Origin of the sequence: Botryobacter ruber, from assembly GCF_003347595.2 — a bacterium.
In the GTDB taxonomy this organism is placed as follows: Bacteria; Bacteroidota; Bacteroidia; order Cytophagales; family Hymenobacteraceae; genus Pontibacter; species Pontibacter ruber_A.
Genome location: NZ_QCZK02000035.1, coordinates 142,543 through 166,964 on the forward strand (window position 1 = coordinate 142,543; position 24,422 = coordinate 166,964).

Consider the following 24,422-nt stretch of genomic DNA (forward strand, 5'->3'; position numbering starts at 1 on the left):
CATGTGTCACCACCACGATGAAGTAGCACGACAGATGAGCCGGCGGGAATTCCTGACCCGCGGCGCGATGGCAGGCGTAGGCCTGGCAGCTTTGTCTTCTTTATTGCCCCAATCGCTGCTGGCTGCCGACAACGACCGGCTGGTGTTACCACACTTCCCGCCAAAGGTAAAGCGGGTGGTGTACCTGTTCCAGAGCGGCGGTCCGTCGCAGTTCGAGCTGTTCGATTACAAGCCGAAGCTGGCTGATATGTTCGGGCAGGAATTGCCGGCGTCCATTCGGGGCAGTCAGCGCCTGACGGGCATGACCTCCAACCAGAAATCTTTTCCGCTGGCGATGGGCAAAACGCAGTTTCAGCAGCACGGCAAAAGCCGCGCCTGGGTATCGGACCTGATGCCGCATACGGCGAAGGTGGTGGATGAGCTTTGCTTTATCAAGTCCATGCACACCGAAGCCATTAACCACGACCCGGCCATCACCTTCTTCCAGACCGGCAGTCAGCAGGCGGGCAGGCCCAGCATGGGCTCCTGGATAAGCTACGGACTGGGCAGCGAAAACCAGAACCTGCCGGCCTTTGTGGTGCTGTTGTCGCGGGCCCGTAGCGGGGACCAGCCGCTGTATGCCAAGCTCTGGGGCAACGGCTTTCTGCCATCGGAGCACCAGGGCGTTATTTTCCGCTCCGGCGACAGCCCCGTGTATTACCTCAACGACCCGAAGGGAATGGACCAGGCCAGCCGCCGCCGCATGCTCGACCACCTGAACGAGCTGCACCAGCTGCAATATAAAAATGTGCAGGACGAGGAAATCAATTCCCGCATTTCGCAGTACGAAATGGCCTACCGCATGCAAAGCTCCGTGCCCGCCACCCTCGACATCAGCAAAGAGCCCGACTACATCTACAACATGTACGGCGAGGATGCCAGAAAGCCCGGTACCTTTGCCGCCAACTGCCTGCTCGCCCGCCGCCTGCTCGAAAAAGACGTACGCTTTGTGCAGCTCTACCACCAGGGCTGGGACCAGCACGCCAACCTGCCCAAAGACATCAAGCTGATGGCCAAATCAGTGGACCAGGCTTCGGCTGCCCTCATCAACGACCTGAAGCAACGCGGCCTGCTGGATGAGACGCTCGTGATATGGGGCGGCGAGTTCGGGCGCACGAACTATTCGCAGGGCAAGCTTACGCTGGATAACTTTGGCCGCGACCACCATCCCCGCTGCTTCACTATTTTTATGGCAGGAGCAGGCATCAAAAAAGGCTTCACCTATGGCGCCACCGACGAGTTTGGTTACAACATCACCGAAAACCCGGTACACGTGCACGACCTGCAGGCCACCGTGCTGCACCTGATGGGCATCGACCACGAGCGCATGGTCTACAAAAGCCAGGGCCGCCGCTTCCGGCTGACAGATGTAGCGGGAGAGGTGGTGAAGGGGATTCTGGCGTGAGAGGGGAGGTTTCAAATTCTTGGCATTTTTGGAGAAATAAAACCAGGCAAAAGACCTCGCTTGTGCGCAGCTCCTGTGAGTGTCTGACGGCAGAAAAGCCTGCTAAAGAGACATTCCTGTAAATCCCAAAGCAATTTTTTAAAAGCAAGATAGTAAGCGTTTGAAGCAAAGGCCCAGACACTCGCAGGAGCTGCGCACAAGCGAGGTCTTTGCTGCAGGTGCTTTTGCAGCAGAGGCAATGGAGGCAGGTGCAGAAAAGGTTTCGGACACTCATGTTTTAAAAACCTGCCGGGTTTGCCGTTTGAGCAGCAGCTACAGGTACGACCGTCTACAAATATGCTAGCAATAGCCACTTCTGTTACAAAGGCTGTACCCGGGGGTGTGTAATTTAGCCCTGACAAAAAGATTTATCAAATACGCTTCCCATGAAAATTCTACCAGCATTGCTTGCCTGTTGCCTCACGGCCTCCTCGCTATTCGCCCAGCGGATAGACGACAAAGAACTGCAGCCATTAACTGCCTTCAAAGCTTTTCCTGCTGGGGCGGTGTACCAGAATGCCAACCTGAGCCCCGAAGCGAGGGCGAAAGATGTGCTGAAGCACCTGACATTTGACGAAAAGCTGCGGCTGACAGGCGGACATGTAAACTTTGGCTTTCCGGGCATTCCGCGGCTGGGGCTGCGACCAGCTACCATGGCCGACGCCTCGCAGGGCATCCGCCTCAAGTCGATTGCCAGCGACGATAAGAGCACTTCTTTCCCACCCATGATCGCACTGGCAGCTACCTGGAATCCTGCGCTTGCCAAAGCGTTTGGCAAAAGCATCGGGGAGGAATGTAAAATACACGGCATCGATATCCTGCTGGGGCCGGGTATCAACATGCAGCGCCTGTCGGTGGGTGGCCGCAACTACGAGTACATGGGCGAAGACCCTTTCCTTACCTCCGCCATCGCCGTCAACTACATCAGCGGCTTGCAGAGCCTGGGCGTCATTGCCACGGCCAAACACTTCATCGCCAACGACCAGGAATTTGTCCGCCACATTGCCAGCAGCGACCTGGACGAGCGCACCCTGCGCGAAATTTACCTGCCGCCCTGGGAGGCGGCTGTGAAGCAGGCGAAGCTCAAAGGCATGATGTCGGGCAACAACGCCATCAACGGCATTCCGGCCTCCATGCACCAGCCCCTGCTCATGGACGTGATGCGCAGGGAGTTTGGCTTTACCGGCGTGGCCATGACCGATTGGCAGAACACCAACTACCACCCCGACCTCCAGTACCTGGTAGCAGGTTCAGGACTGAGCCTGCTCATGCCCGGCAACATCACCTTCAAGCAATACATCCAGCAGTTTGTGCAGCGGTATCCGGGCCGCAAAGCGGAAGTGGAAGCGGAGCTGGAAAAAATGATTTACCCCAACCTGTTCACCCTCTTCGAGATGGGCGTGTACGACCGCTCCCCCAAAGACCAGGGCCTCCTCAGCACCTTACCCGCTCATAAGGTTACTGCCCGGCAGGTGGCCGAAGAAGCCATCTGCCTCCTGAAAAACGAAGGCAACATTCTGCCGGTGAAGGCCGGGAAGAAAATTTTGCTGACTGGTCCGGCGGAACTGCATAGCGGCACGGGCAGTGGTTTTGTAGCCGGCTACGACCACACCAACTACGCCGCAGGCCTGAAGCAGGTGTACGGCAAAAACTTCGAAGTAATTGAAAAGCCTGCAGACGAGCAGGTGAAAAAGGCGGATGTGGTGCTGTACCGCCTGAACAAGAAAGCAGGCGAAGGCTACGATGTGCCGTTTGAAGCGCCCGAAGACGTAGCAGAAGAGATTGAGCGCCTGGCCTCCCTCAACCCGAACGTAATTGTGCTGGTGAACTCGGCCAACGGGCTGCCCATGCCCTGGCTGGACAAAGTAAAAGGCGTATTGTGGACCTTCTTCCTGGGGCAGGAGCGGGGAAATGCGCTGGCCAATATTATCAGCGGCAAAGTGAGCCCATCGGGCCGGCTGCCTTTCACGCTGGAGCAGGACTTCCGCGATTCGCCGGACCCGCAGTTTAACTACCTGGGCGGCCAACCCTACTGGCACGGTGAAAACTCGCACTACAAAGAGTACTGGAAGGGCAACGAAAAAGATAGCAAAAAGGAACTGGCCAAACATGTAAAGCCGCACCAGCTGGTGCACATTCCTTACAACGAGGGTGTTTTTATGGGCTACAGGTGGTACGAACGCTACAATAAACCAGTGCTGTTCCCCTTCGGGCATGGCCTCTCTTATTCCTCCTTCAGCTACAGCAGTCCCAAAATTTCAAAACCTGTTATCAGCGAAAAAGATTCGCTTTACATCCAGTTCAGGCTGAAGAACACCGGTAAACAGGCCGCCGCTGAGGTGGTGCAGCTCTACATAGCCGACAAAGAAGCATCGGTGGAGCGTCCGGTAAAAGAACTGAAAGCTTTCCAGAAGGTGTACCTGAAGCCTGGCGAAAGCAAAAATGTCGGTTTCTGGGTGCAGCCGCAGGACCTGGCTTTCTGGGACGTCAAAACCCACAACTGGAAAGCCGAGCCTGGCGAATTTGAAATAGCCATCGGCAGCTCCTCCAAAGACATCCGCCTTACCACCGGCTTTAAGCTGGAGCAGAAACTGGCGGCTAAAGAGACGATGTAAGCGGTGCAGCACAGCAGCAGTGGTTGTGGTGGCAGGAGCAGCAGAATTTTTACAGTCCTGAACAGGGCACCAGGCAGCTCTTCAACACTTTACCTGTTACTATCCGTCATAACAGCTACAATTCTGACAGCAAAAGCCACAATAATTATAAGTCAGCTTTCCCGGAAGAAGTATATTTGTGCAATTGCTAATGCCTGTTAGGCGTTGCCACGGGCAGAGCGCTTCGTGGCAGCTACAAAAGCCGGCGCAAACCCATCCGGACAAAAAAAGGAAACCAATAGTTTATGATAAAGCGAATCGCACACATCCTGCCTTTTCTCCTGCTGCTTACTGGCCTGGCACAGGCTGCGTTCAGGGGGGCGCCGGATACACAGGCGCCGCCACAGAAACCAAACGTGCTCTTCATCGTGGTAGACGACATGAATATGTGGAGCCTTTTAAAAGATTACCCGGTGCTCAAAGTGCCTGCCATTGAAAAGCTGGTTTCGCAGTCCTACGTTTTTAAGAACGCCGTTTGTGCAGCCCCGGTCTGCGTTCCGTCACGCGCTTCCTTTTTTAGCGGGAAATATCCGCACCATACGGGCGTGTACCGCAACGGGCCGGATGTGTGGAACGCTTCCGGCCTGCTGACCGAAGTGGAAGCTATGCCGGAACTGTTTAAGCGGAATGGGTACACCACCTGGGGCGGCGGCAAAACCTTCCATGTAAAACTGCCCGGTACACGTGAAAAAGACATGTTCGATAATCAGGTTTTCCACGGCAACTACGGGCCCTTTGAAACCGGCAGGGGGCATTGGATGGATATAAAACCCTGGGAAGGACCCGATACGGACTTTACGGATGTAGTAAATGCCGATGCAGCCACTGCTTTTCTGGGGCAGCAGCATAAGAAGCCTTTTTTTATGTATTACGGGCTTTACCGGCCACATTCGCCTTATACCGCACCCAAACGTTTTTTTGACCTGTACGATGGCGTTAAATTCCCGAAGCCGCCCGGTTATGTGAAGAATGACCTGGCGGATGTGCCGCCAATGGGAAAGGACTTGTCGCAGGGGATGCAGCAGTTAACCAGGAAAGGTACTTCGCTGGAAGAAGCCTGGCAGGATTACCTCAAAGCATACTGCGCCAACACCTCTTTTGCCGACTGGAACCTGGGGCGCGTGCTGGAAGCGCTGGATAAAAGCCCCTATGCAGCAAATACCATTGTAGTGTTTGCATCGGACAACGGCTTTCATACCGGCACCAAAGACCACTGGACCAAACAAACCTTATGGGAACAGGCCGATGTCGTGCCATTCCTGATCAGGCTGCCCGGCGGAAAAGCGTATACCTGCCCGCAGACAGCCAACATGATCGATATTTACCCAACGCTGGTAGAGTACTGCGGCCTGACACCGCCTAAACAGAAACTGGATGGGCAGAGCCTGGTACCTGTGCTGCACAATCCGGAATACCAGTGGAACCGCCCGGGTTTAACAACATTCGGCGAGAACTACTCCTCGGTGCGGAGCGAGCGATACCGGTACATCCGCTACCCGGATGGTTCGGAAGAGCTGTACGATCACCAGACCGACCCCTACGAACATCACAACGTGGCCGCGAAAGCAGCTATGAAACCGGTTATTGCAGAACTGGCTAAGGCTATACCGGGCCGGTTCCAGAAGTCGGTGCCCTACAAAAATGAGGACGTGGCAGAAAAACAGGCTGCACCCGGCGCACCCAAAAAGAAAAATGCGTCAAATAGGAAAAAAAGTTAATACCGCTCTTCTAGCCAGAGAATGATTGTAAGATAAAAATGTATATGAAGTTGATAAACAGGTTTTTCGTATTGTTGGTCCTGCTGCTTTTGCAGGCGTTTGGAAGTAGCGCCCAGGTGTCGGGCAAGAAACCGAATATTATTGTTATCCTGGCCGATGATATGGGCTGGGGAGACGTGGGCTATCATGGCAGCAGCATCAAAACGCCCAGCATCGACCAGCTGGCGAAAGAGGGAACGGAGCTGAACCGCTTTTATGTGGCGGCGGTATGCTCGCCTACCCGGGCCGGCTTGCTGACAGGGCGTTACCCGGACCGTTTTGGGTTGCGCACCACTGTTATTCCACCCTGGTCTAAATTTGGGGTTGATAGCGACGAGGTGTTTCTGCCGGAGATGCTGGCAAAGGCGGGCTACAAAAACAGGGCGATGCTGGGCAAGTGGCACCTGGGCCACTCCGACATCAAATATCACCCCATGAGCCGCGGCTTCACGCACTTTTATGGGCACCTGAACGGGGCGATCGACTATTTTACCCATAAAAGAGAAGGCGGCCTCGACTGGCACAACGATTTTAGTATGAGCCGCGACAAAGGGTACTCCACCGATTTACTTACCGACGAAGCTATACGCAACATCAAAAGCTACAACGGGCAGTCGCCGTTCTTTATCTACCTGGCCTACAATGCCCCGCACGGACCATTGCAGGCTAAAAAAGAAGACATGGAGCAGTACGGCTACGACAGCAGCAAACCAGCTTTCGGTGGCAATCAGAACGACGAAGCCGAGAGCAAGTCCGGCAGAGGCAATACCCAGGAGCAAACCTATTCGGCCATGGTTTCCAACATGGACAGTAACATCGGCAGAATCATGAAAACGCTCAAAGACCTGAAAATAGATGACAATACAATTGTACTTTTCTTTAGCGACAACGGCCCGGCGCCCCATATAGGCGGCTCTTCCAGTGGAGAACTGAGAGGTGCAAAATTTACGGAGTGGGAAGGCGGCGTGCGTGTACCGGCTGTAATCAGGTGGCCCAATGGCATGAAAGCTTCCGGTAAAATAAACCAGGTGATGGGCTATGTTGATGTGATGCCGACCTTGCTGGAAATTGCGGGTGTAAACGATCAACCCAAAAATCCTTTTGATGGCATGAGCATGGTTCAGGTGCTGACTGGTAAAAAGCAGGAGATTGACCGCAATTTTTACCTCGGCTCCGGCGCTATCGTGAACAACAACTGGAAACTGATTACGGCTTCGGATAAGAACCCGAAAATGGAGTTAAAGGAAGACCAGCTTTTCCAGATAGCGAAAGACCCGTCCGAAAAAGAGAATGTGGCCAAAAAGTTTCCGAAAGAATATGCTGCCCTGAAAGCAGCGCTTGCCAGATACGATGCCATTCAGTCGAAGGTAACAGTGCCACCTTACGCAGAAGGCCGGAAAGGTTTCAGGGCGCCAAAGGAGTGGACGGTAACACAGCAATAACAAAGGGTAACACTGCAACATGAGAATCTTATTCACCCTGCTACTGGCCTTCGTTTTTACAGGTTCGCAGGCGCAGGTACGGAAAGAGCTGGGCAATACGCCGCCCATGGGCTGGAACAGCTGGAACTGGTTCGGGAAAGAAGCCATCAACGAAAAATTAATCCGGGAGGTGATAGACGCTATGGCAGCCAGCGGACTAAAAGAGGCCGGTTATAACTACGTGGTGGTAGACGGCGGCTGGCGCGATACCAAACTCGGCCCGAACGGGGAGTTGCTGGTGCACCCCGAAAGGTTTCCGGGCGGCATGAAAGCTCTGGCCGATTATGCCCATTCCAAAGGATTGAAGTTTGGCCTGCACACGACCCCCGGTTCGCATGATTGCGGCATGGACAAAGTAGGAGGCTGGGGCCACGAAGAAATTCACGTGAAACAGATGGCCGACTGGGGCGTGGATTTTATAAAACTGGATAAGTGCCGTTTCTCGATGGACGAGCAACCCGATTACCCCCGCAACGACCCCCGCTGGAAAGCAGGTTGGCAAAAACCAACTAACCTCGAGACGGCCTATGCCACCTGGAGCAGGCTGATGAAAGACAGCGGGCGCGACATGGTACTCAGCGCCAGCGCCTACCAGTTCTTCGACTGGTACCCGGTACTTACGAACATGGGCCGCACCACCGGCGATATCAAATCCAAACAATCCGGCGGGGCTATTTTTGATTCGGAAAAGCCCGGCAGTGTAATGGCTATTGTGGAGAAAAACAACAGGCACTATAAAAGAGCAGGCGCCGGTTACTGGAACGATCCTGATATGCTGGTAACAGGCAGCCAGGGGCTGACCCTGGAAGAACAGAAAGCGCACTTTGCCCTCTGGTGCATCATGAGCTCCCCACTGTTTTTAGGCAACGACCCCCGCGTGATGACGGAGGAAGAAAAGCAGCTTATTACCAACAAACAAGCTATCGCTATCAACCAGGACCCGACCGAGCAGGGCCATCGCATTAAAGCAGAAGGCAAAGCAGAGGTCTGGGCCAAAAAGCTGAAGGACGGACGGTACGCTGTACTGCTCCTCAACCGCGACGCCACCGCCAGCAAAGAAATTACGCTCAACTGGAGCGACCTGGGCCTGAAAGGAAGCAAAACTGTAAAAGAGGTGTACGGTGCCAAAAGCTTAGGGGCGCACAAAGATAAATTTTCCAAATCTGTTCCGGCCCGTTCTTCTGTGTTTGTGGTGCTTTAAGCCGGAGCAGTGGCTATGGTGGCAGGTGCAGAACAAAATATTGACTAACTAAGGAGCAGCGGAAATGGTGACAGCTGCAGTAAATTTTTTTGAAGTGAATTTTATGGATATGAAGAGCTTTGTGAAGACCACGGCACTGCTGTTTTTACTGTGTGGCCTGGCATTTACCGGGAAAGCGCAACAGCGGCCGAATATAATTGTTATCCTGGCCGACGACCTGGGCTTTTCGGATATCGGAAGCTACGGTGGCGAAGTAAAAACCCCGACGCTGGATAAGCTGGCGGAAGGGGGCGTGCGCTACAAGCAGTTCTACAACGCCGCCCGCTGCTGCCCGACCCGCGCCTCGCTCATGACCGGTTTGTATCCCCACCAGGCAGGGATGGGCTGGATGGCAGCTGCCGATCTGGGAACGCCGGCGTATGCAGGCAACCTGAACGACCAGTGTGTGACCATCGCTGAGGTAATGAAAGAGGCAGGCTACGGTACCTACATGACCGGCAAATGGCACCTGACCAACGAAAGAAAAATCAACGGCATGGTAACCGACAACTGGCCTAAGCAACGGGGCTTCGACCAGTACTTTGGTATCATCCCCGGGGGAGCCAACTACTTTACGCCCTTTATCTACAGCAACAACGAACGGTACAAAGCGCCCGATAACTTTTACCTGACCGATGCCATCAGCGACACCAGCGTGCAGTACATCGACAAGCATTTTGCTACCCGCAAAAATGATCCCCTGTTTATGTACGTAGCCTATACCGCGCCACACTGGCCGCTGCACGCCCTGCAGAAGGACATAGACAAATACAAGGAACTCTACAAAGCCGGATGGGACAAGCTGCGCCGGCAGCGGTACGAGAAACAGAAGCAGCTGGGCCTGCTGGCTAAAAATGTACCGCTCTCGCCGCGCGATGCCGAAGTGGAAGCCTGGGAGTCGCTGCCGAAGGCAAAGCAGGACGAGATGGCCATGCGTATGGCTATTTATGCCGCCCAGATCGATAACATGGACCAGGGCATCGGCCGCATTGTGCAGAAGCTGAAAGAGAAGAACCAACTGGACAACACGCTTATCCTGTTTATGAGCGATAACGGCGCTTGCGCCGAGTTTATCAGCAGCGGGAAAAGCAAAGAAGTAAACGGCCAGGAAGACACTTTTGAGAGTTACCGCATCCAGTGGGCCAACCTGGGCAGCACCCCTTTTAAAGAATACAAACACTACACCTACGAAGGCGGCATTGCCTCACCGCTCATTGCACACTGGCCGGCTGGTATCGATAAAAAGCTCCACAACAAGTTCGTGAACGAATACGGGCATGTGGCCGACATCATGGCTACCTGTGTAGAGCTTGGCAAAGCCAGCTATCCACAGGTCTACAAAGGGAAAGCGATTCCGCAAATGGTAGGCAAAAGCCTGGCGCCGCACTTTAAAGGGCAGACAAACCACCGGGGCGTAATTTACTGGGAGCACGAAGCCAACATTGCCATGCGCGACGGCAAATGGAAACTGGTAGCCAAGACGGCAGAAGATGCGGAACTCTCCAAAAACAGCCTGGAGCTGTTTGACATGGATGCCGACCCTTCTGAAATGAACAACCTGGCAGCTAAATACCCGGACCGGGTAAACTCCATGTACGAAGCATGGCATAAGTGGGCCGAAAGCATAGGTGCTTTCCCGATGGATACCCGCAAGTACAACGTGCGCATGGAAGTTTATAAAAGGAGCATCAACGGCAGCTTCGACGACAAACTGGGGGGCTGGAATGTAAAGCAGGCCCAGGGCGTAAAAGGCAGCGTAGAACTGGACCCAAGTGGTAAAATGAGCGGAAAGAATGCCGTAAAAGTTACCATGCTTAAACCCGGAGACAAACCCAATGCCCTGGCCATGATCTGGAATTTTAAAGCGGATGCAGGGCAGGAGTATGTCGTCAGGCTGAACTCAAAAGCGAACAAAAACACCTCCTTCTTCCTGCGGCTCGAAAAACCGGACGGAAAGGCTGATAAAGTGGTGGACGAAGAAATACACACTTCTGCAAAAGGAGCGCTTGCCTCTTCCAAACCTTTCAGGATACCGGGAAACGGTCCTTACCAGTTAGCGCTCTATTTTGGTAAGCTAAACCCTGGCGACGAGGTATGGATTGATGATGTAGAACTTGTTCCCGTAAAAAATAACTGATTTATATGAAACGAATTTACTTAGCTGTTGTCCTGTACCTGGTTTTTGGAGCGTCTGCTTTCAGCCAGTCGGCAAAACATGTAATCCTGATCAGCATCGATGGGTTTCGTCCTGATTTTTACAGGGATAGTTCGTGGCCTGCGCCAAACCTGCAAAAGTTATTAGCCGAGGGTGTTTATGCCGAAGGCGTGAACAGTGTGTTTCCGTCGGTCACTTACCCTTCGCATACCACCCTGGTAACAGGTGCGCTGCCTGCACGCCATGGCGTTTACTACAATTCGCCTTATGGAGCAGCTAAAGGGCAGTGGTACTGGGAGAGCAACTATATCAAAACACCTACGCTCTGGGATGCCGTTAAAAAAGCCGGGATGAAATCGGGCTCTATTATGTGGCCCGTAACCGTAGGTGCCCCGATCGATTTTAATTTCCCGGTGCGCCGGGCAGATGAAGATGAGCAGACAGACCAGCTGAGTATTACACGTCCGCTTGTTTCGCCGGCCACCTTACTGGATGATATCGAAAAGGCCACCAACACGAAGTTCAAAAGATCCGATTTCAACCACGACAATTTAGACAGGACCGTTGGCCGGATGGCGAACCATATTATTGCCACCCAGAAACCCAACCTGATGGCTATTCACTTCCTGTCGATGGACCATGCCGGGCACAGTTATGGCAGAGATGGAAACCATATCCGGGAGTCGCTGGTGCTGGTCGACAGCCTGGTGGGGGCAGTGCTGAAAACGGTTGAGAAAGCCGGTATTAAAAACCAGACGGCCATCATTATTACCGGCGACCACGGCATGGTTACCAGAACCACGAGCCTTTCGCCGAACGTCTGGCTGGCACAAAACGGCTTACTCGGTAACAACGGCTGGAAAGCAAAATTTCATCCGGCGGGCGGTGCTGCTTTCCTGTACCTGAAAGACAAAAACGATACTGAAACACTGCGGAAAGTACAGCAGCTGCTGGCAAATTTACCCGCCCATCAGAAGAAGCTGTTCCGGGTGGTAGACCGGAAAGAAATGGATGCCGTTGGTGCCAATCCGGAGCCAGTGCTGGCGCTGGCCTTTGCAAAAGGGGTAGCCTATGGCGGGGCACAGGAAGGGGAAGCCGTAAAGCCCGCCAAGAAAGGCGGTACCCACGGGTACTTCCCGGATTTTCAGGAAATCAGGACCGGGTTTATCGCAACAGGTGCCGGTATAAACAAAGGCGTTGTTATCAAACAGATGGGGGTACAGGATGTTGCGCCTGTGGTTGCCCGGTTGTTGGGCCTTGATTTTAAGGCACCGGACGGCACCCTGCACAGCGCAATACTCCGGAAGTAAACCGAAAAGCATTTGAATTTCTCCTATTTTAACCATACTACCTTTAATGAAAAAAGTACTATTAGCAGGCGTGCTGGTTACATCCGCCATTTTTGCTTCGTTTACGGCCGAAATGAAGCCTGCCGGTCCAAAAAGTTTAAAGCTGCTCCCCCTGAGCGAAGTAAAGCCCGAAGGCTGGATTAAGAACCTGATGCTCCGCGACATGAAGCAGGGTTACCTCTCTATCCTGGAAGAAACGCAGCCAACGCTGAAGCACAATGTGTTTGGGCCTGCTAAAGTATCGAACATGCGCATCGACAAGAACGGCGACTACACCATCCGGAAAGAAACCTGGTGGTGGGGCGAGCATGAAGGCTACTGGGCCGACCTGATTATCCGGAACGGGTTCCTGACCGGTGACCAGGAACTGATACACAAAGCCGACTCTATTGTAAACCACGTACTGAAACACCAGGAGGCGGATGGCTATATCGGTATCTATCAGAAAGACATCCGACTGAACAAGCTCAAAGGCGAAAACGGGGAGCTGTGGGCACAGAGCAGAATGCTGGGGGCGCTGCTGGCTTACTACGAATTTACCGGAAAGCGGGAAGTGCTGCAGGCTGTGGAAAGGGCTGTGCAACTAACCATGGCGCATTATGGCCCCGGCAAAGCATCGTATTTTAAAGCGCCTAAAAGCAATGGTGGCGGCACCTCGCACGGCCTCATGTTTTTAGAGACCCTGGAGATGCTGCACCGCTATACAGGCAACCAGACTTATGCCGACTTTGGCCTCTGGCTCTACAACGACTACTCCACCAGCAAAATCACCAACAACAAAGACAACCAGATGGCCAAGCTCCTGAACCGGGACCAGTTGTTTATAGAGCATGGCGTGCATATTGTTGAAGGAAACCGCACGGTGCTCTGGCTGGCAACCCTTACCAAAGACCCGAAATTCCAGACTGCCTTTAACAACATCTTTTACAAGATGAACGCCTCTACAGTGCCCAGTGGCGCTTTGGTGAGCGATGAGCTGGTAGAAGAACGTGCCGGTAACCCGGACCTGCACTACGAGTTCTGCACCATGACCGAGCGGGTAATCAGTTCGTTCTCAGGCCTGCAGAAATCGGGCAACGCTGCCCTGGCCGATGAGATCGAGAATGTGGTTTTCAATGCAAGTCAGGGTGCCCGCCTGGCAGATATGTCGGCGCTGTCGTATTGTTCTATGGACAACCGCAAAGAAGCCTATCCTAAAAACGATAACTTCCGGTTCCAGTATTCGGCCAACCACAACCCGGCCTGCTGCAACCTGAGCGCGGGCAAACTGTACCCCTACTTCGTGAGCAACCTCTGGATGAAAACCCAGGACGAAAAAGGACTGGTAGCTACCGCCTTCGGACCATCTTCCGTGTCTACTGCTATCAACGGTGCCAACGTAACTATCAACGAAGTAACGGAATATCCTTTCGAAAACCAGGTAACCTTTAAAATTACCACAGACAAACCAGCCGAATTTTCGGTGCTGTTCCGCAAACCAAAATGGGCAACAAAGACTAATGTGAATGCCCGTAAGGCTACAACAAAGTTTGAAGACGGCTATTACGTAGTTACGGGTAAATGGAAAACAGGCGACAAAATAACGGTAACCTTCGACAGCAAAGTAGAAGCGCTGAAGGCCGTAAACGGTGAATCGTACGTACAGAACGGCCCGCTGCTCTACAGCCTGCCCATACAGGAGCGCCGCGATACCGTGAAGACGTTTAAGCCAGGGTTTTATGCCTTTAACATGTTTCCGCAGAACCCGGAGCAGGCCAGCCAGATTTTTGAGAAGTACAAGCTGGTGCTGAAACCCGGAGCTAAAAATTCAGGCATGTCGGTGTCCCGTAACCGGGCAGCCAACAAGGCTTATCCATGGGATGTGCCCTACAGTTTCCTGACTGCCACGTTTGAGGTAGATGGCAAAGAGAAAACCGAGAAGTTGTACCCGCTTGGCTCTACAACGCTCCGAAAACTCACTTTCCCGGTAAAAGGAAGCTAAGAAACTGAGCTTGTAACACGCTCTCCGGAGTATGCTTTGCTGCGCTTCAGGCTTGTTTACCAAAGCAGGCCTGAAGCGCTTTTTTATTATTCATAACACTGCATAAAGACCAGGCGATGGCAGCAGGCCAAGGTAAAAACAGTTCTGCTCCAGCCACCACACCCTCTGCACCTCATAAGCAGCAGCAGGCACGCTTATTATGGAGATAAAGTTTCGTCAGTTTACTCATTTAACTAATATGTGTTAGTTGTTTCTACAATTGTGATAGTGGCTTATATAAGAGGAGCTTAATATTGTCTGTCAACATCAGGCCGCTTGGCAGGATGATGGCTCCAATTTATGTTTCACTAAAAAACACGCTCTTCAGCATGAAAAAACGCTTACTGTTTTTTGCAGCTTTTGTCTGTAGCAGCCTTGCCTTCGGACAGGCCTTTGTGCCCGGCAACCTGGTTATCTCCCGCTACGGCGATGGCGTTACTAATTTGCCACCGCTTAATACCAACCGGGCAGTACCGGTGTTTATTGATGAATTCGATTTGACCGGTAACAAAGTGCAGTCGCTGGCGATGCCTACCACTTCTTCTTCCGAAGATGACGACGATGACAGCGGTAACCGCATCTTATCGGGTAGTATCCGGCATAAGGAAGGATTAATTACGCTCTCGCCCAACGGCTATTTCCTGACCATGATTGGGTACAATACAAAACCTATTACAGAACCCGACTGGACAACCTACTCCAACACCACACAGCGTACCATTGGCGTTATTACGCCCGACGGATACATCGACACCCGCACGGGAGTAAGAGCCAACCTGGCTAATCCGCGTGGTGCCATTACCCATAACGGCGCCAGTGTCTGGTACGTCGGTTCCAGTGCAGCCACCGGTATCAGGCACAAAGCAGTAGGAACCGCCGCCAAAAACGACTCCATTATTCTGAACGATGCCGCCGGCTATAACTCCGTTTACATCTACAACGAACAACTTTACTACACTACCAGCGATGGCAGCAACGGTCCTAAAATAGGCAAAGTAGGCGAAGGCTATACCTACAGACCCGGTAACGTAACAGCAGGTACACCGTTGCCAGGCAATCCGACTTCTGCATCGCCCGACCAGATGCTCATGCTCGACCATGACACCAGCACACCGGAACCGGACCTGCTCTACGTAACCGACAGCGAAGAGGGCAGCCTTTATAAGTGGGTGTTCGAAGGAGGCCAGTGGGTGGCTAAAGGCGCTGTAACAGTTGCCGGTACCACTGATGATATTTTGGGCTTAACCGGAGATATTGTTGCCGGTAATGTCGTGCTGTATGCCGTTACCAGAAATGCCTTATTGAAATTTGCAGACGAAGGCGCCATTTCCACTACCTTCGATGCTGCTACCCATGCGCCAGCTGTACTGGCACAGGCACCGGCCAAAACGCAATTCAGAGGCGTAGCCTTTACCCCGGGTACGATAAAGGAGAAACCCTACGTGGATGTTTCTTCCAGGGAATTCGCTTCGCTTATCCAGCAGAAAACAAACCTGATCCGCGAAATAAAATCAAACGTAACCTACCAGCGCTATCCGGGTGTGGAAGAAACCAACCTGTCCTACATCAGCAACAGGGGCGTGCCCATTGCACTTTTCTTCCTGAAAGTAAACCTGAACAACCCGAATGTAACTATTGAGGCCGGTACTCCTTACAACAAAAGCACCTGGGCCCGCCAGACCATCCGCGACATGATTCCTTATAAGAATGCTGCAAACGGCAAACGGCAGGTAGTGGCTGCCAGCAACGGCGACTACTATTCCTGGACAGGCGAGCCGGATGGCGTGGTGCATAAAAACGGCGAAATCATCAAAGAGTCTCCAAAAGGTAAATTCTACTTTGGTATCAAAAACGACGGCACAGCCGAGGTAGGCGACAAGCGTATTTACGATGCCACGGCTTCCGTACTCAAAGAAGCTATTGGCGGTCGCTTTTACCTGGTGCACTACGGCGAAATAATGACCGAACACCTGATCGACCAGAGCATTGAGCCCCGCACTACCGTAGGTGTACTGAGTCCGAAGCATGTGGTGTTCATGTGGGTAGACGGACGCCGGGTAGGTCACTCTGCCGGTTTATCGCTGCGGGATATGTCTAAAATCTACCAGGCTATTGGCGCCACCGATGCTGCGAACCTCGACGGCGGCGGCTCCACTACCTTCCTGATGCGCGCCAAAGACGGCACCTACGAAACACGCAACCGCCCATCCGATAACTCCGAGCGGCCTAACGCCAACGCGCTTATGGTCATGATGAAATCGGAGATTCTGAAGGCACATGCCAGGCACTTCAGCGCTACGCCTGCCGAAAATTCAGTAAGGCTGAGCTGGACCACCGACTCCGAAGGCGACTATGCCTCTTATACCGTAGAAAGATCCAAAGACGGGAAGACGTTTGAAGAAACAGGCATTGTGATAGCACACGACCCGGAAGCTGATGCGCCCGTGCTGTACGAAAGCTTCGACAACAACCCGCACTACGGCAGGTCCTTCTACCGCCTCCGAAAAACAGCCCATGATGGCAGCAACGTTTACGGGAAACCGGTAATGGTAACGCTGGTAAAAGAAAACGGCGGCGTATTCGTGTACCCGAACCCGGTTAAAAACCAGGTAACACTAACGGTTGCAGAAGAAGCAGAGAACCAGCACCTGACGCTCCGCTTGCTCGACAGTAACGGCAACACCATGTTCACGCAAAAAGGCTCGCTGGCAACTATCAACGAGAAACTGAACAAGCGCATCAAGTCGCTGAAAGCAGGTATTTATGTGGTGAAGGTAACAGGCGAGAAACAAACCTACACCTCCCGCTTTATTAAAGAATAAGCTGGGATTGATTTTTACAGCAGCACCTCCGGAGGACGTTCTTCCGGAGGTACTGCTGTTTTGTTTGCAGGGACTGTCCCTACCATAACTGCTTATTTCTTTTCTGCACCTGTCACCACAGCCTCTGCTCCTCCTGTAAACCGGCTGCATACCCTTCACCTGCACTGCAATTTTACAGGACGCTACAATTGTCTTAGGAATAGCCACAATCGTGATAAGCCGCCGGTACCGATTCCGCTATTTTTGATAGAGCTGCTGTAACAGCTTGTCTGGTAGCTACAGCCATCCACATCGAGAACAGAAGTTTAGGAACAACCAACAATGAACCGCAGAAACCTCTTAAAAACCCTGGGCATCACGGTAGGTGCCACCATTATAAGCGGCGAAACGCTAGCCCAACTGGGCAAAAATGAATATGCCTACAGCTTGCCTCCAAACCCGTTGCATACCACCATGGCCAAACCTGTAACCGCGATCACGTTGGGTGCCGGCGGACGGGGCACGGTGTATGGCCGCTATGCCACCAGGTTTCCGCAGCAGCTAAAGATTGTAGGGGTGGCGGACCCCAACAGCTTCCGTAACGACAAGTACGCCAAAGACCATAAGATTACAGCGGGGAACCGTTTCGATACCTGGGAAGATGTTTTCAAACAACCCAAATTTGCAGATGCTGTTATTATTTCCACGCCCGACAACCTGCACTACGGTCCCTGCATGAAAGCCCTGGCGATGGGCTACGATGTGCTGCTGGAAAAACCGATTGCACCCACCGAGAAAGAGTGCCGCGAGATACTGGCGCTGGCTAAAAAGACCGGGCGTATTGTAGCCGTTTGCCACGTGCTGCGCTATGCGCCTTATTTTGTGAAGATGAAGGAACTGCTCTCGCAGGGAACCATCGGCGAGATTGTGAGCGTACAGCACCTGGAGCCCATCAACCACACGCATATGGCCCATTCCTACGTGCGCGGCAACTGGCATAATTCCAAGGAAAGTACTCCTATCATCCTGGGGAAATCCTGCCACGACCTCGATATTATCAAATGGCTGGTCGATAAGCCCAGCAGGCAGATTGTAGCCATGGGCGACCTGAAGTGGTTCCGCAAAGAAAATGCCCCGGAAGGAAGCACTGCCCGCTGTACCGACGGCTGTAAAGTGGAGCGGGAGTGCCCGTATTCCGCCATTAAGGAATATTACGAACGGCGCAGTTTCCGGGTAAAGGTACTGGACTTGTCTCCTGATAAGTCGAAACACGATGCGGAGATAATGGAGAAACTGAATACCACCAACTACGGCCGGTGTGTTTACCGCATGGAGAACGACCAGCCCGACCATTACATCGCCAGCATTCGCTTCGCAGATAACATCACGGCCAGTTTCTCCATGGAGGCCTTTACCTCCTATGCCGGCCGCCGCACCCGCGTTATGGGCTCGATGGGCGACATGGTGGGCGACATGCAGGAACTGGTGGTCACCGACTTCCGCACCCGCAAATCGGTGACGTTGGTGCCCAAAGCCGAGGACGTGGAAGAGTACAAAGACAGCGGCCACGGCGGCGGCGATTTCCTGCTGGTGCGCGATTTTGTGCAGGCCGTGGCGCAGCAGAATCCCAGGTTGCTCACTTCTACCATCGATGCCTCCATCGAGTCGCACCTCATGGGTTTTATGGCCGAAGAGAGCCGCAAGAATAACAAAGTGATGGCCGTGAAAATGTAATGTTACGCAAAAATAACAAGTTAAGAAAAAGTCCCCCTTTGAAGGGGGTAAGGGGGATGATGCACGGGCTGAAGGAAAAAATGTGAACTACAACCAGTACAGCAGTATTTTGTTCGCAGGTGTAAATCAACCCCAACCCCCTTCAAAGGGGGACAAAAAAACGTCTAGCGTAACATCTGTAAAATGTAAATTATATGACAAAAAACCGGATAGTACCACTCCTTCTTTTCCTGGGAATAAACCTGCTGCTGCGCCAGTCGGCTTTTGCCCAGAAAGCTGCATCATCAGACAAACCCAATATCGTACTGATCTTCGCCGATGACCTGGGCTTTATGGATGTAGGCTTTAACGGTGCTGATTATTACGAAACCCCTCATATCGATAAGCTGGCAAAGGAGGGAATGCGGTTTACAAACGCTTACGCCAGTGGTGCCAACTGTGCCCCCAGCCGTGCCTGTATGATCTCGGGGTTGTATAACCCAAGACATGGTGTATTTGCTGTTGCCATCACGGCAAAAGGCCCTACAGAGGCAATGCGGCTGGCTCCGGTTCCAAATACAACTTATCTCAAGCCTGCTTTCTTTACGATGGCCAAAGCCCTGAAAAGCGGAGGCTATACCACAGGTCAGTTCGGCAAATGGCATATCGGTGACGAAAGAACCAAAACGATGCCTGATAACCACGGTTTTGATATATTCAAGGAATCTGATGCCGACTGGAAAAACCGGAAAGTTAAGGCAACAGACGACCCCAAAGGCATTTTCGGAATCACACAGGCGGCCTGCGATTTTATTTCGGCAAACAAAAATAAACCCTTCTTTGCGTTTGTTTCGCACCATGCCGTTCATGGTCCGCACCAGGCAAGGCCGGAATCGCTCGAAAAATTTAAGTCTAAAAAACCAGGGAAATATAATAAAGACCCGATGTATGCCGCCTGTATCTACGATTTTGATGCCAGCGTAGGGCAGCTGCTGGCGCACCTCAAAAAGGAAGGACTGGATAAAAACACGTTGGTAGTTTTTACATCCGATAATGGCGGCGCCCAGAATACCATCCAGGAACCCCTCAGGGGGAACAAAGGCTCCTTTTACGAAGGCGGCATCCGCGAACCTTTTATTGTCCGCTGGCCGGGCCATATAAAAGCAGGTGCTGTAAATGAAACCCCCATCACCAACATTGATTTTTACCCGACTTTTGTAGCTGCCGCTAACGTTAAACTCCCGGCCAATACCCAACTCGACGGCGAAAACCTGCTGCCGCTTTTTACCGGGCAGAAAACCTCCACTACCCGCGATAAAATATTCTGGCATTTCCCGGGCTACCTGGACCGACCCGTTATCAGAGGCAGAAACAACGACTGGCGAACCCAGCCTGTTACCGTGATGCGCAAGGGCGATTACAAGGTGATGCTGTACCACGAGGAATGGCAACTTGATGGCGGATGGGACAAACGCGCTACAAATAACGCGGTTGAGCTTTACAACCTCAAAGCTGACCCGGGCGAGCACCACAACATAGCGGCTTCCAACCCAGCCAAACGCGACGAAATGCTGCAAGATCTGCAGGCCTGGATGAAAGCCACCAAAGCTCCCATGGCTACCATCAAGACCCCGCAGCAGGAGCGAGAGATGACACGGGCAACCGGGAGGGCAAATGGCAGAAAAGGTAATAAAGCAAGAGCTGCCGATGACGATGATTAAACCAAAAAGCAACAACTTGATTTCATACACAACTAGCATGAAAAGACTACTGTACCTGATGCTCCTGGCACTCCTGGTTTCCTGTTCCGGTCCGGGTAAGGAGAATGCCTATGTCGAAAATGTAAAAGGGAAAAAGCCCAACATCGTGGTTATTTATGTGGATGACTTAGGCTACGGCGACCTGGGCAGCTATGGCGCAAAAGGTGTGGAAACCCCCAACGTAGACCGCCTGGCCCGGGAGGGCGTGCGGTTTACCGATGCCCACAGCACCGCCGCCACCTGTACGCCTTCGCGCTTTTCACTGCTCACGGGCAAACACGCATTCCGCAACGAGGCGGCTATTCTGCCCGGCGATGCCCCGCTGCTGATTCGTCCGGGTACGCCAACTATTGCAGGCATGCTGCAGAAAGCAGGCTATAAAACCGGTGTGGTGGGCAAATGGCACCTGGGCCTGGGCGATGGCTCTATCAACTGGAACGATTCCATTGCGCCCGGTCCGAACGAAATTGGTTTCGATTACAGCTTCCTCATCCCCGCCACCGGCGACCGTGTGCCAACTGTTTACACGGAAAATCACCGCGTCGTGGGCCTGGACCCGAACGACCCGATACTGGTAAGTTATGCCGGGAAGGTAGGAAACGAGCCAACCGGCCTTTCGCATCCTGATCTCTTATCGATGAAAGCCGACACGCAGCACAGCCAGACCATCATCAACGGCGTGAGCCGCATTGGCTATATGGCGGGCGGTAAAGCAGCCCGCTGGAAAGACGAAGACTTTCCGGATGTGCTCACGCAGAAGGCCCGCACCTTTATCAGCAAAAACAAAGACAATCCTTTCTTCCTGTACTTCTCCTTCCACGACATCCACGTGCCGCGCATCATCCACCCGCGCTTCGCGGGCAAGAGCAGCATGGGTCCACGCGGCGACGCTATTGTGCAGATGGACTGGGTGACAGGCGAAATCATGAAGGCACTGGAAAAAGCGGGAGTTGCTGATAATACCCTCATCATCTTCACCAGCGACAATGGCCCGGTGCTGGATGATGGCTATGCCGACCAGGCCGTGGAACTGCTCGGCGACCACGACCCCTTTGGCTCGTTCAGGGGAGGCAAATACAGTGCATATGAGGCAGGTACCAGGGTGCCCACCATTACTTACTGGCCAGGCGTTATAAAACCCGGGGTAAACAACGCACTGGTAAGCCAGATAGATTTGTTTGCTTCGCTGGCAGCCCTGGCAGGGCAGGAGTTGGAAGAAGGCGATGCTCCCGACAGCGAAAACATGCTCCAGACCTGGCTCGGCCACTCCGGCAAAGGCCGCGAAACGCTCATAGAAGAAGCCTTTGTGCTGGCCCTGCGTGCCGGAGACTGGAAATACATTGCCCCGGGTTCCAGGGTGCCGGACTGGATGAAGAACAAGGACATTGATGGTGGCGTGATGTTAAAGCCGCAGTTGTTCAACCTGAAGCAGGACGTGCGGGAGGAGAAAAATGTAGCTGCCGCCAATCCGGAGAAGGTAAAAGAGATGCAGCGCATCCTGCAGGAAATTGTGGACAAAGGCGGTCGTGCCAAGGCGCTCTAGGGTGCTGTGAGGAGCAGAGGGAGTGGTGGCAGGTGCAGTGGGTTTTTCAGTGTTACTGCGCTGTAATTATCCTGTTTAGCGGGAAAAAATCCTGCAATCCTGTCATAAATCTTGTTTTTATTTTGTTTGCACTAGCTATTCTGGCTAAGTGCAAACAAAATAAAACAGGTAACCAGTTCTTTCAGAACCAGCCTGAGATGCTGCAACGCATGCGTTAGCTGGTTTTCTACGGTTCGCTTCGAAATACCCAGCCGGTCAGCTATTTCGTCGTTGGTTAAGTCCTCTTTCCGGCTTAAACAAAATATCTCACGGCAACGTTTGGGCAGGTTTTCCAACGAATTTTCCAGTTGGCTTTCCAGCTCCGTATAACGCATTTCTTCCTCTCCGCTGTGGTGGGTGCTCTCCACCCTGACAGCATGCAGATCCTCAGAATAAAGCAGCGGAATTACCTTTGCCGACTGCATGTGCCGGTAAGTATGGTAGCGGGTAGCGGCCTTCAGGTAATGGGGGAATGAACTGATCTGCAGCTGACCCCGCTTTTGCCAGAGGTTTAGAAAAATGTCGTGCACAATTTCAGAACAGGCTTCCCTGTCTTTACAGTAAGCAAAAGCGGTGGTAAACAGCGTAGACCAGTAACGGTCAAACAGAACTGAAAATGAATGGGCATCATCCTGCCTGATAGCTTCCCATAAAGCAGCATCCGTTTTAGTAGATGACATACGCACTAGATATATATAGAGATTTTAATTGCCGTGCATGCGCTTTGTGTTTGCCGGATGATGCGAAGCGCTCAGAGTAATTAATACAGCTGGTTTATACCAGGGAGTAATTAAGAATCTCAATATACTAATTAATGTTCGTGCGTAAAAGCTTTTTTGAATAATTTGCCCCGAATATATTAAAGGCGGGCACTGTGGCTTTGCCCCGTAATCATAGCCTGCTTCAGTAAAGCGACTCCCTGCAGTTCTGTATAATTTAGTGTCTGTTACCCCGCAACCACCACATGCTGGAACCCTGGAAAAACCGCGAATTATCCCGGCCTCACAGATAATTCCGGTTTTCGTTTTTCTGCACCACGAGCCACCAAAGCCACTGCTCCAGGCTGTTCAGGTGTAAAATAAAAAAATCTGAAAAAAACATGTGTGTGCGCCTGCGCATATGTCTCTATAGCTGTAGAAAGCGCAGCAGCCATAGCAATGACCAGAGACGAATATATAAAGCTTTATGAGAAATATCTTTCGGGCAGGTGTACGCCCCGGGAAGAAGAACTGTTAAAAAACTGGCAGGACGAGTTTGAACTGAAAGACCAGGCCTGGGAAACCGAGGCGATGGGAGACCAGGATGAAACAAAACACTTGATTTACAGCAGGCTGAAAGATACAATTAATCAGCCTGAACGTGGCAAGGATGTTCAGCTCAGGAGCTGGTTTATAGCGGCATCGCTCGCTTTGCTGTTGCTTTCCGGGAGCGTTTATATGTTGTTAAACAAGCCGCCAGATGTGCAGGAGCAAATAGCCAATGCAGCGGAAAGTGCCGCTGAAGAGATTGCTCCCGGAACAAATAAAGCAATTCTGACATTGGCAGACGGCTCTGAAGTGGAGCTGGATAATACCCGGAAAGGTACCTTACCCGGTCAGGGGCCTGTCAGGATTGTTCTGCACGAAGGTCAGGTTGCTTATAAAGATGCTGCCGGCACAGGCAACCAGGAAGAGCAATATAACAGGATTGCGACGCCCCGGGGCGGGCAGTACCAGGTAGTACTGGCAGATGGTACGAAAGTATGGCTGAATGCGGCTTCCTCCCTGCGGTTTCCGGCGGCGTTCAGGGGCTCTGTCAGGAAGGTAATGCTGACCGGTGAAGCCTATTTTGAAGTTGCAAAAAATAAAGACAAGCCATTTAAGGTAGCGGTGAACGGCATGGAGGTGGAAGTACTGGGTACCCATTTCAATATAATGGCCTACGAAAATGAAAAAGACCTGAAAACAACACTTCTGGAAGGAGCTGTAAAGGTGAGTACCACTGCAGAGAAGGTACTGCTGGAGCCGGGCCAGCGGGCTGTTTTAAACAAGGAAAAAGGAAACATACAGGTAGGGGCCGCTGATGTGGAAGAAGCTATAGCCTGGAAAAACGGGTTGTTTACGTTCAATAACGAAGACATTAAAAGTATAATGCGGAAAGTTTCCAGGTGGTACGATGTAGATGTTACCTACCAGGGCGATATGGCGGGGAAAGATTTTGCCGGTACGGTTTCGCGCTCCGAAAATGTAACCGAAGTTCTGAGAATGTTAGAACTAACAGGGGCTGTACACTATAAAATTGAAGGAAGGAGGGTAACGGTTATGCCATAGGTTCAGAAGCTTTTTCCGCTAAAAAGTACCAGGAACGTTGCCGCGCCCCTGGTACATGTCAGATTCGTCATTGAAGAATAGCTGTTGATGTTATCCCTCACAATTTAAACCTAAACTA

General features: G+C 52.4%; 14 protein-coding genes and 1 pseudogene. 14 read left to right on the forward strand and 1 reads right to left on the reverse strand.

The window, feature by feature from the left end; translation table 11 throughout:
* Nucleotide 1 precedes the first annotated feature (1 nt).
* The 13 genes and pseudogenes from DCW36_RS10265 to DCW36_RS10320 all read left to right on the forward strand — a co-directional run bounded on the left by DCW36_RS10265 (nt 2) and on the right by DCW36_RS10320 (nt 21,956).
* Entirely contained in the window at nt 2–1,444 is a 1,443-nt protein-coding gene (locus DCW36_RS10265) for a DUF1501 domain-containing protein (protein ID WP_114778543.1), read from the forward strand.
* 425 nt (nt 1,445–1,869) lie between these two features.
* Nucleotides 1,870–4,098 (forward strand): beta-glucosidase, encoded by a 2,229-nt coding sequence (locus tag DCW36_RS10270; protein ID WP_114778544.1) that lies wholly within the window; start codon nt 1,870–1,872, stop codon nt 4,096–4,098.
* Between the two features lie 284 nt (nt 4,099–4,382).
* Nucleotides 4,383–5,855 (forward strand): sulfatase, encoded by a 1,473-nt coding sequence (locus DCW36_RS10275; protein WP_114778545.1) that lies wholly within the window; start codon nt 4,383–4,385, stop codon nt 5,853–5,855.
* A 44-nt stretch (nt 5,856–5,899) separates the two neighbouring features.
* Nucleotides 5,900–7,336 (forward strand): sulfatase-like hydrolase/transferase, encoded by a 1,437-nt coding sequence (locus DCW36_RS10280; RefSeq protein WP_164891096.1) that lies wholly within the window; start codon nt 5,900–5,902, stop codon nt 7,334–7,336.
* 106 nt (nt 7,337–7,442) lie between these two features.
* A pseudogene (locus DCW36_RS10285) lies at nt 7,443–8,303 on the forward strand (glycoside hydrolase family 27 protein); the annotation flags it as partial.
* Nucleotides 8,304–8,375: 72 nt separating this feature from the next.
* Entirely contained in the window at nt 8,376–8,576 is a 201-nt protein-coding gene (locus DCW36_RS23025; RefSeq protein WP_394344806.1) for a hypothetical protein, read from the forward strand.
* 64 nt (nt 8,577–8,640) lie between these two features.
* The gene (locus DCW36_RS10290) at nt 8,641–10,752 is read left to right on the forward strand and encodes an arylsulfatase (protein WP_205702914.1); all 2,112 of its coding nucleotides are present in this window, start codon (nt 8,641–8,643) and stop codon (nt 10,750–10,752) included.
* A gap of 5 nt (nt 10,753–10,757) precedes the next feature.
* Nucleotides 10,758–12,080 (forward strand): alkaline phosphatase family protein, encoded by a 1,323-nt coding sequence (locus DCW36_RS10295; RefSeq protein ID WP_114778548.1) that lies wholly within the window; start codon nt 10,758–10,760, stop codon nt 12,078–12,080.
* 46 nt (nt 12,081–12,126) lie between these two features.
* The gene (locus DCW36_RS10300; RefSeq protein WP_114778549.1) at nt 12,127–14,100 is read left to right on the forward strand and encodes a beta-L-arabinofuranosidase domain-containing protein; all 1,974 of its coding nucleotides are present in this window, start codon (nt 12,127–12,129) and stop codon (nt 14,098–14,100) included.
* A gap of 368 nt (nt 14,101–14,468) precedes the next feature.
* On the forward strand, nt 14,469–16,961 hold the full coding sequence (locus DCW36_RS10305; protein WP_164891097.1) for a phosphodiester glycosidase family protein: 2,493 nt from the start codon (nt 14,469–14,471) through the stop codon (nt 16,959–16,961).
* Between the two features lie 321 nt (nt 16,962–17,282).
* A complete protein-coding gene (locus DCW36_RS10310) occupies nt 17,283–18,674 on the forward strand; it encodes a Gfo/Idh/MocA family protein (RefSeq protein ID WP_114778551.1) in 1,392 nt (463 codons plus the stop codon).
* Between the two features lie 194 nt (nt 18,675–18,868).
* On the forward strand, nt 18,869–20,374 hold the full coding sequence (locus DCW36_RS10315) for a sulfatase (protein WP_114778552.1): 1,506 nt from the start codon (nt 18,869–18,871) through the stop codon (nt 20,372–20,374).
* 37 nt (nt 20,375–20,411) lie between these two features.
* The gene (locus DCW36_RS10320) at nt 20,412–21,956 is read left to right on the forward strand and encodes a sulfatase family protein (RefSeq protein ID WP_114778553.1); all 1,545 of its coding nucleotides are present in this window, start codon (nt 20,412–20,414) and stop codon (nt 21,954–21,956) included.
* 131 nt (nt 21,957–22,087) lie between these two features.
* Here DCW36_RS10320 and DCW36_RS10325 read toward each other — a convergent pair whose 3' ends face one another.
* Nucleotides 22,088–22,675, reverse strand: coding sequence for an RNA polymerase sigma factor (locus tag DCW36_RS10325; RefSeq protein ID WP_114778554.1), 588 nt, complete (start codon nt 22,673–22,675; stop codon nt 22,088–22,090).
* Nucleotides 22,676–23,152: 477 nt separating this feature from the next.
* Between DCW36_RS10325 and DCW36_RS10330 the strand changes: the two genes are divergently transcribed.
* Nucleotides 23,153–24,304 (forward strand): FecR family protein, encoded by a 1,152-nt coding sequence (locus tag DCW36_RS10330; RefSeq protein WP_114778555.1) that lies wholly within the window; start codon nt 23,153–23,155, stop codon nt 24,302–24,304.
* Nucleotides 24,305–24,422: the final 118 nt, after the last annotated feature.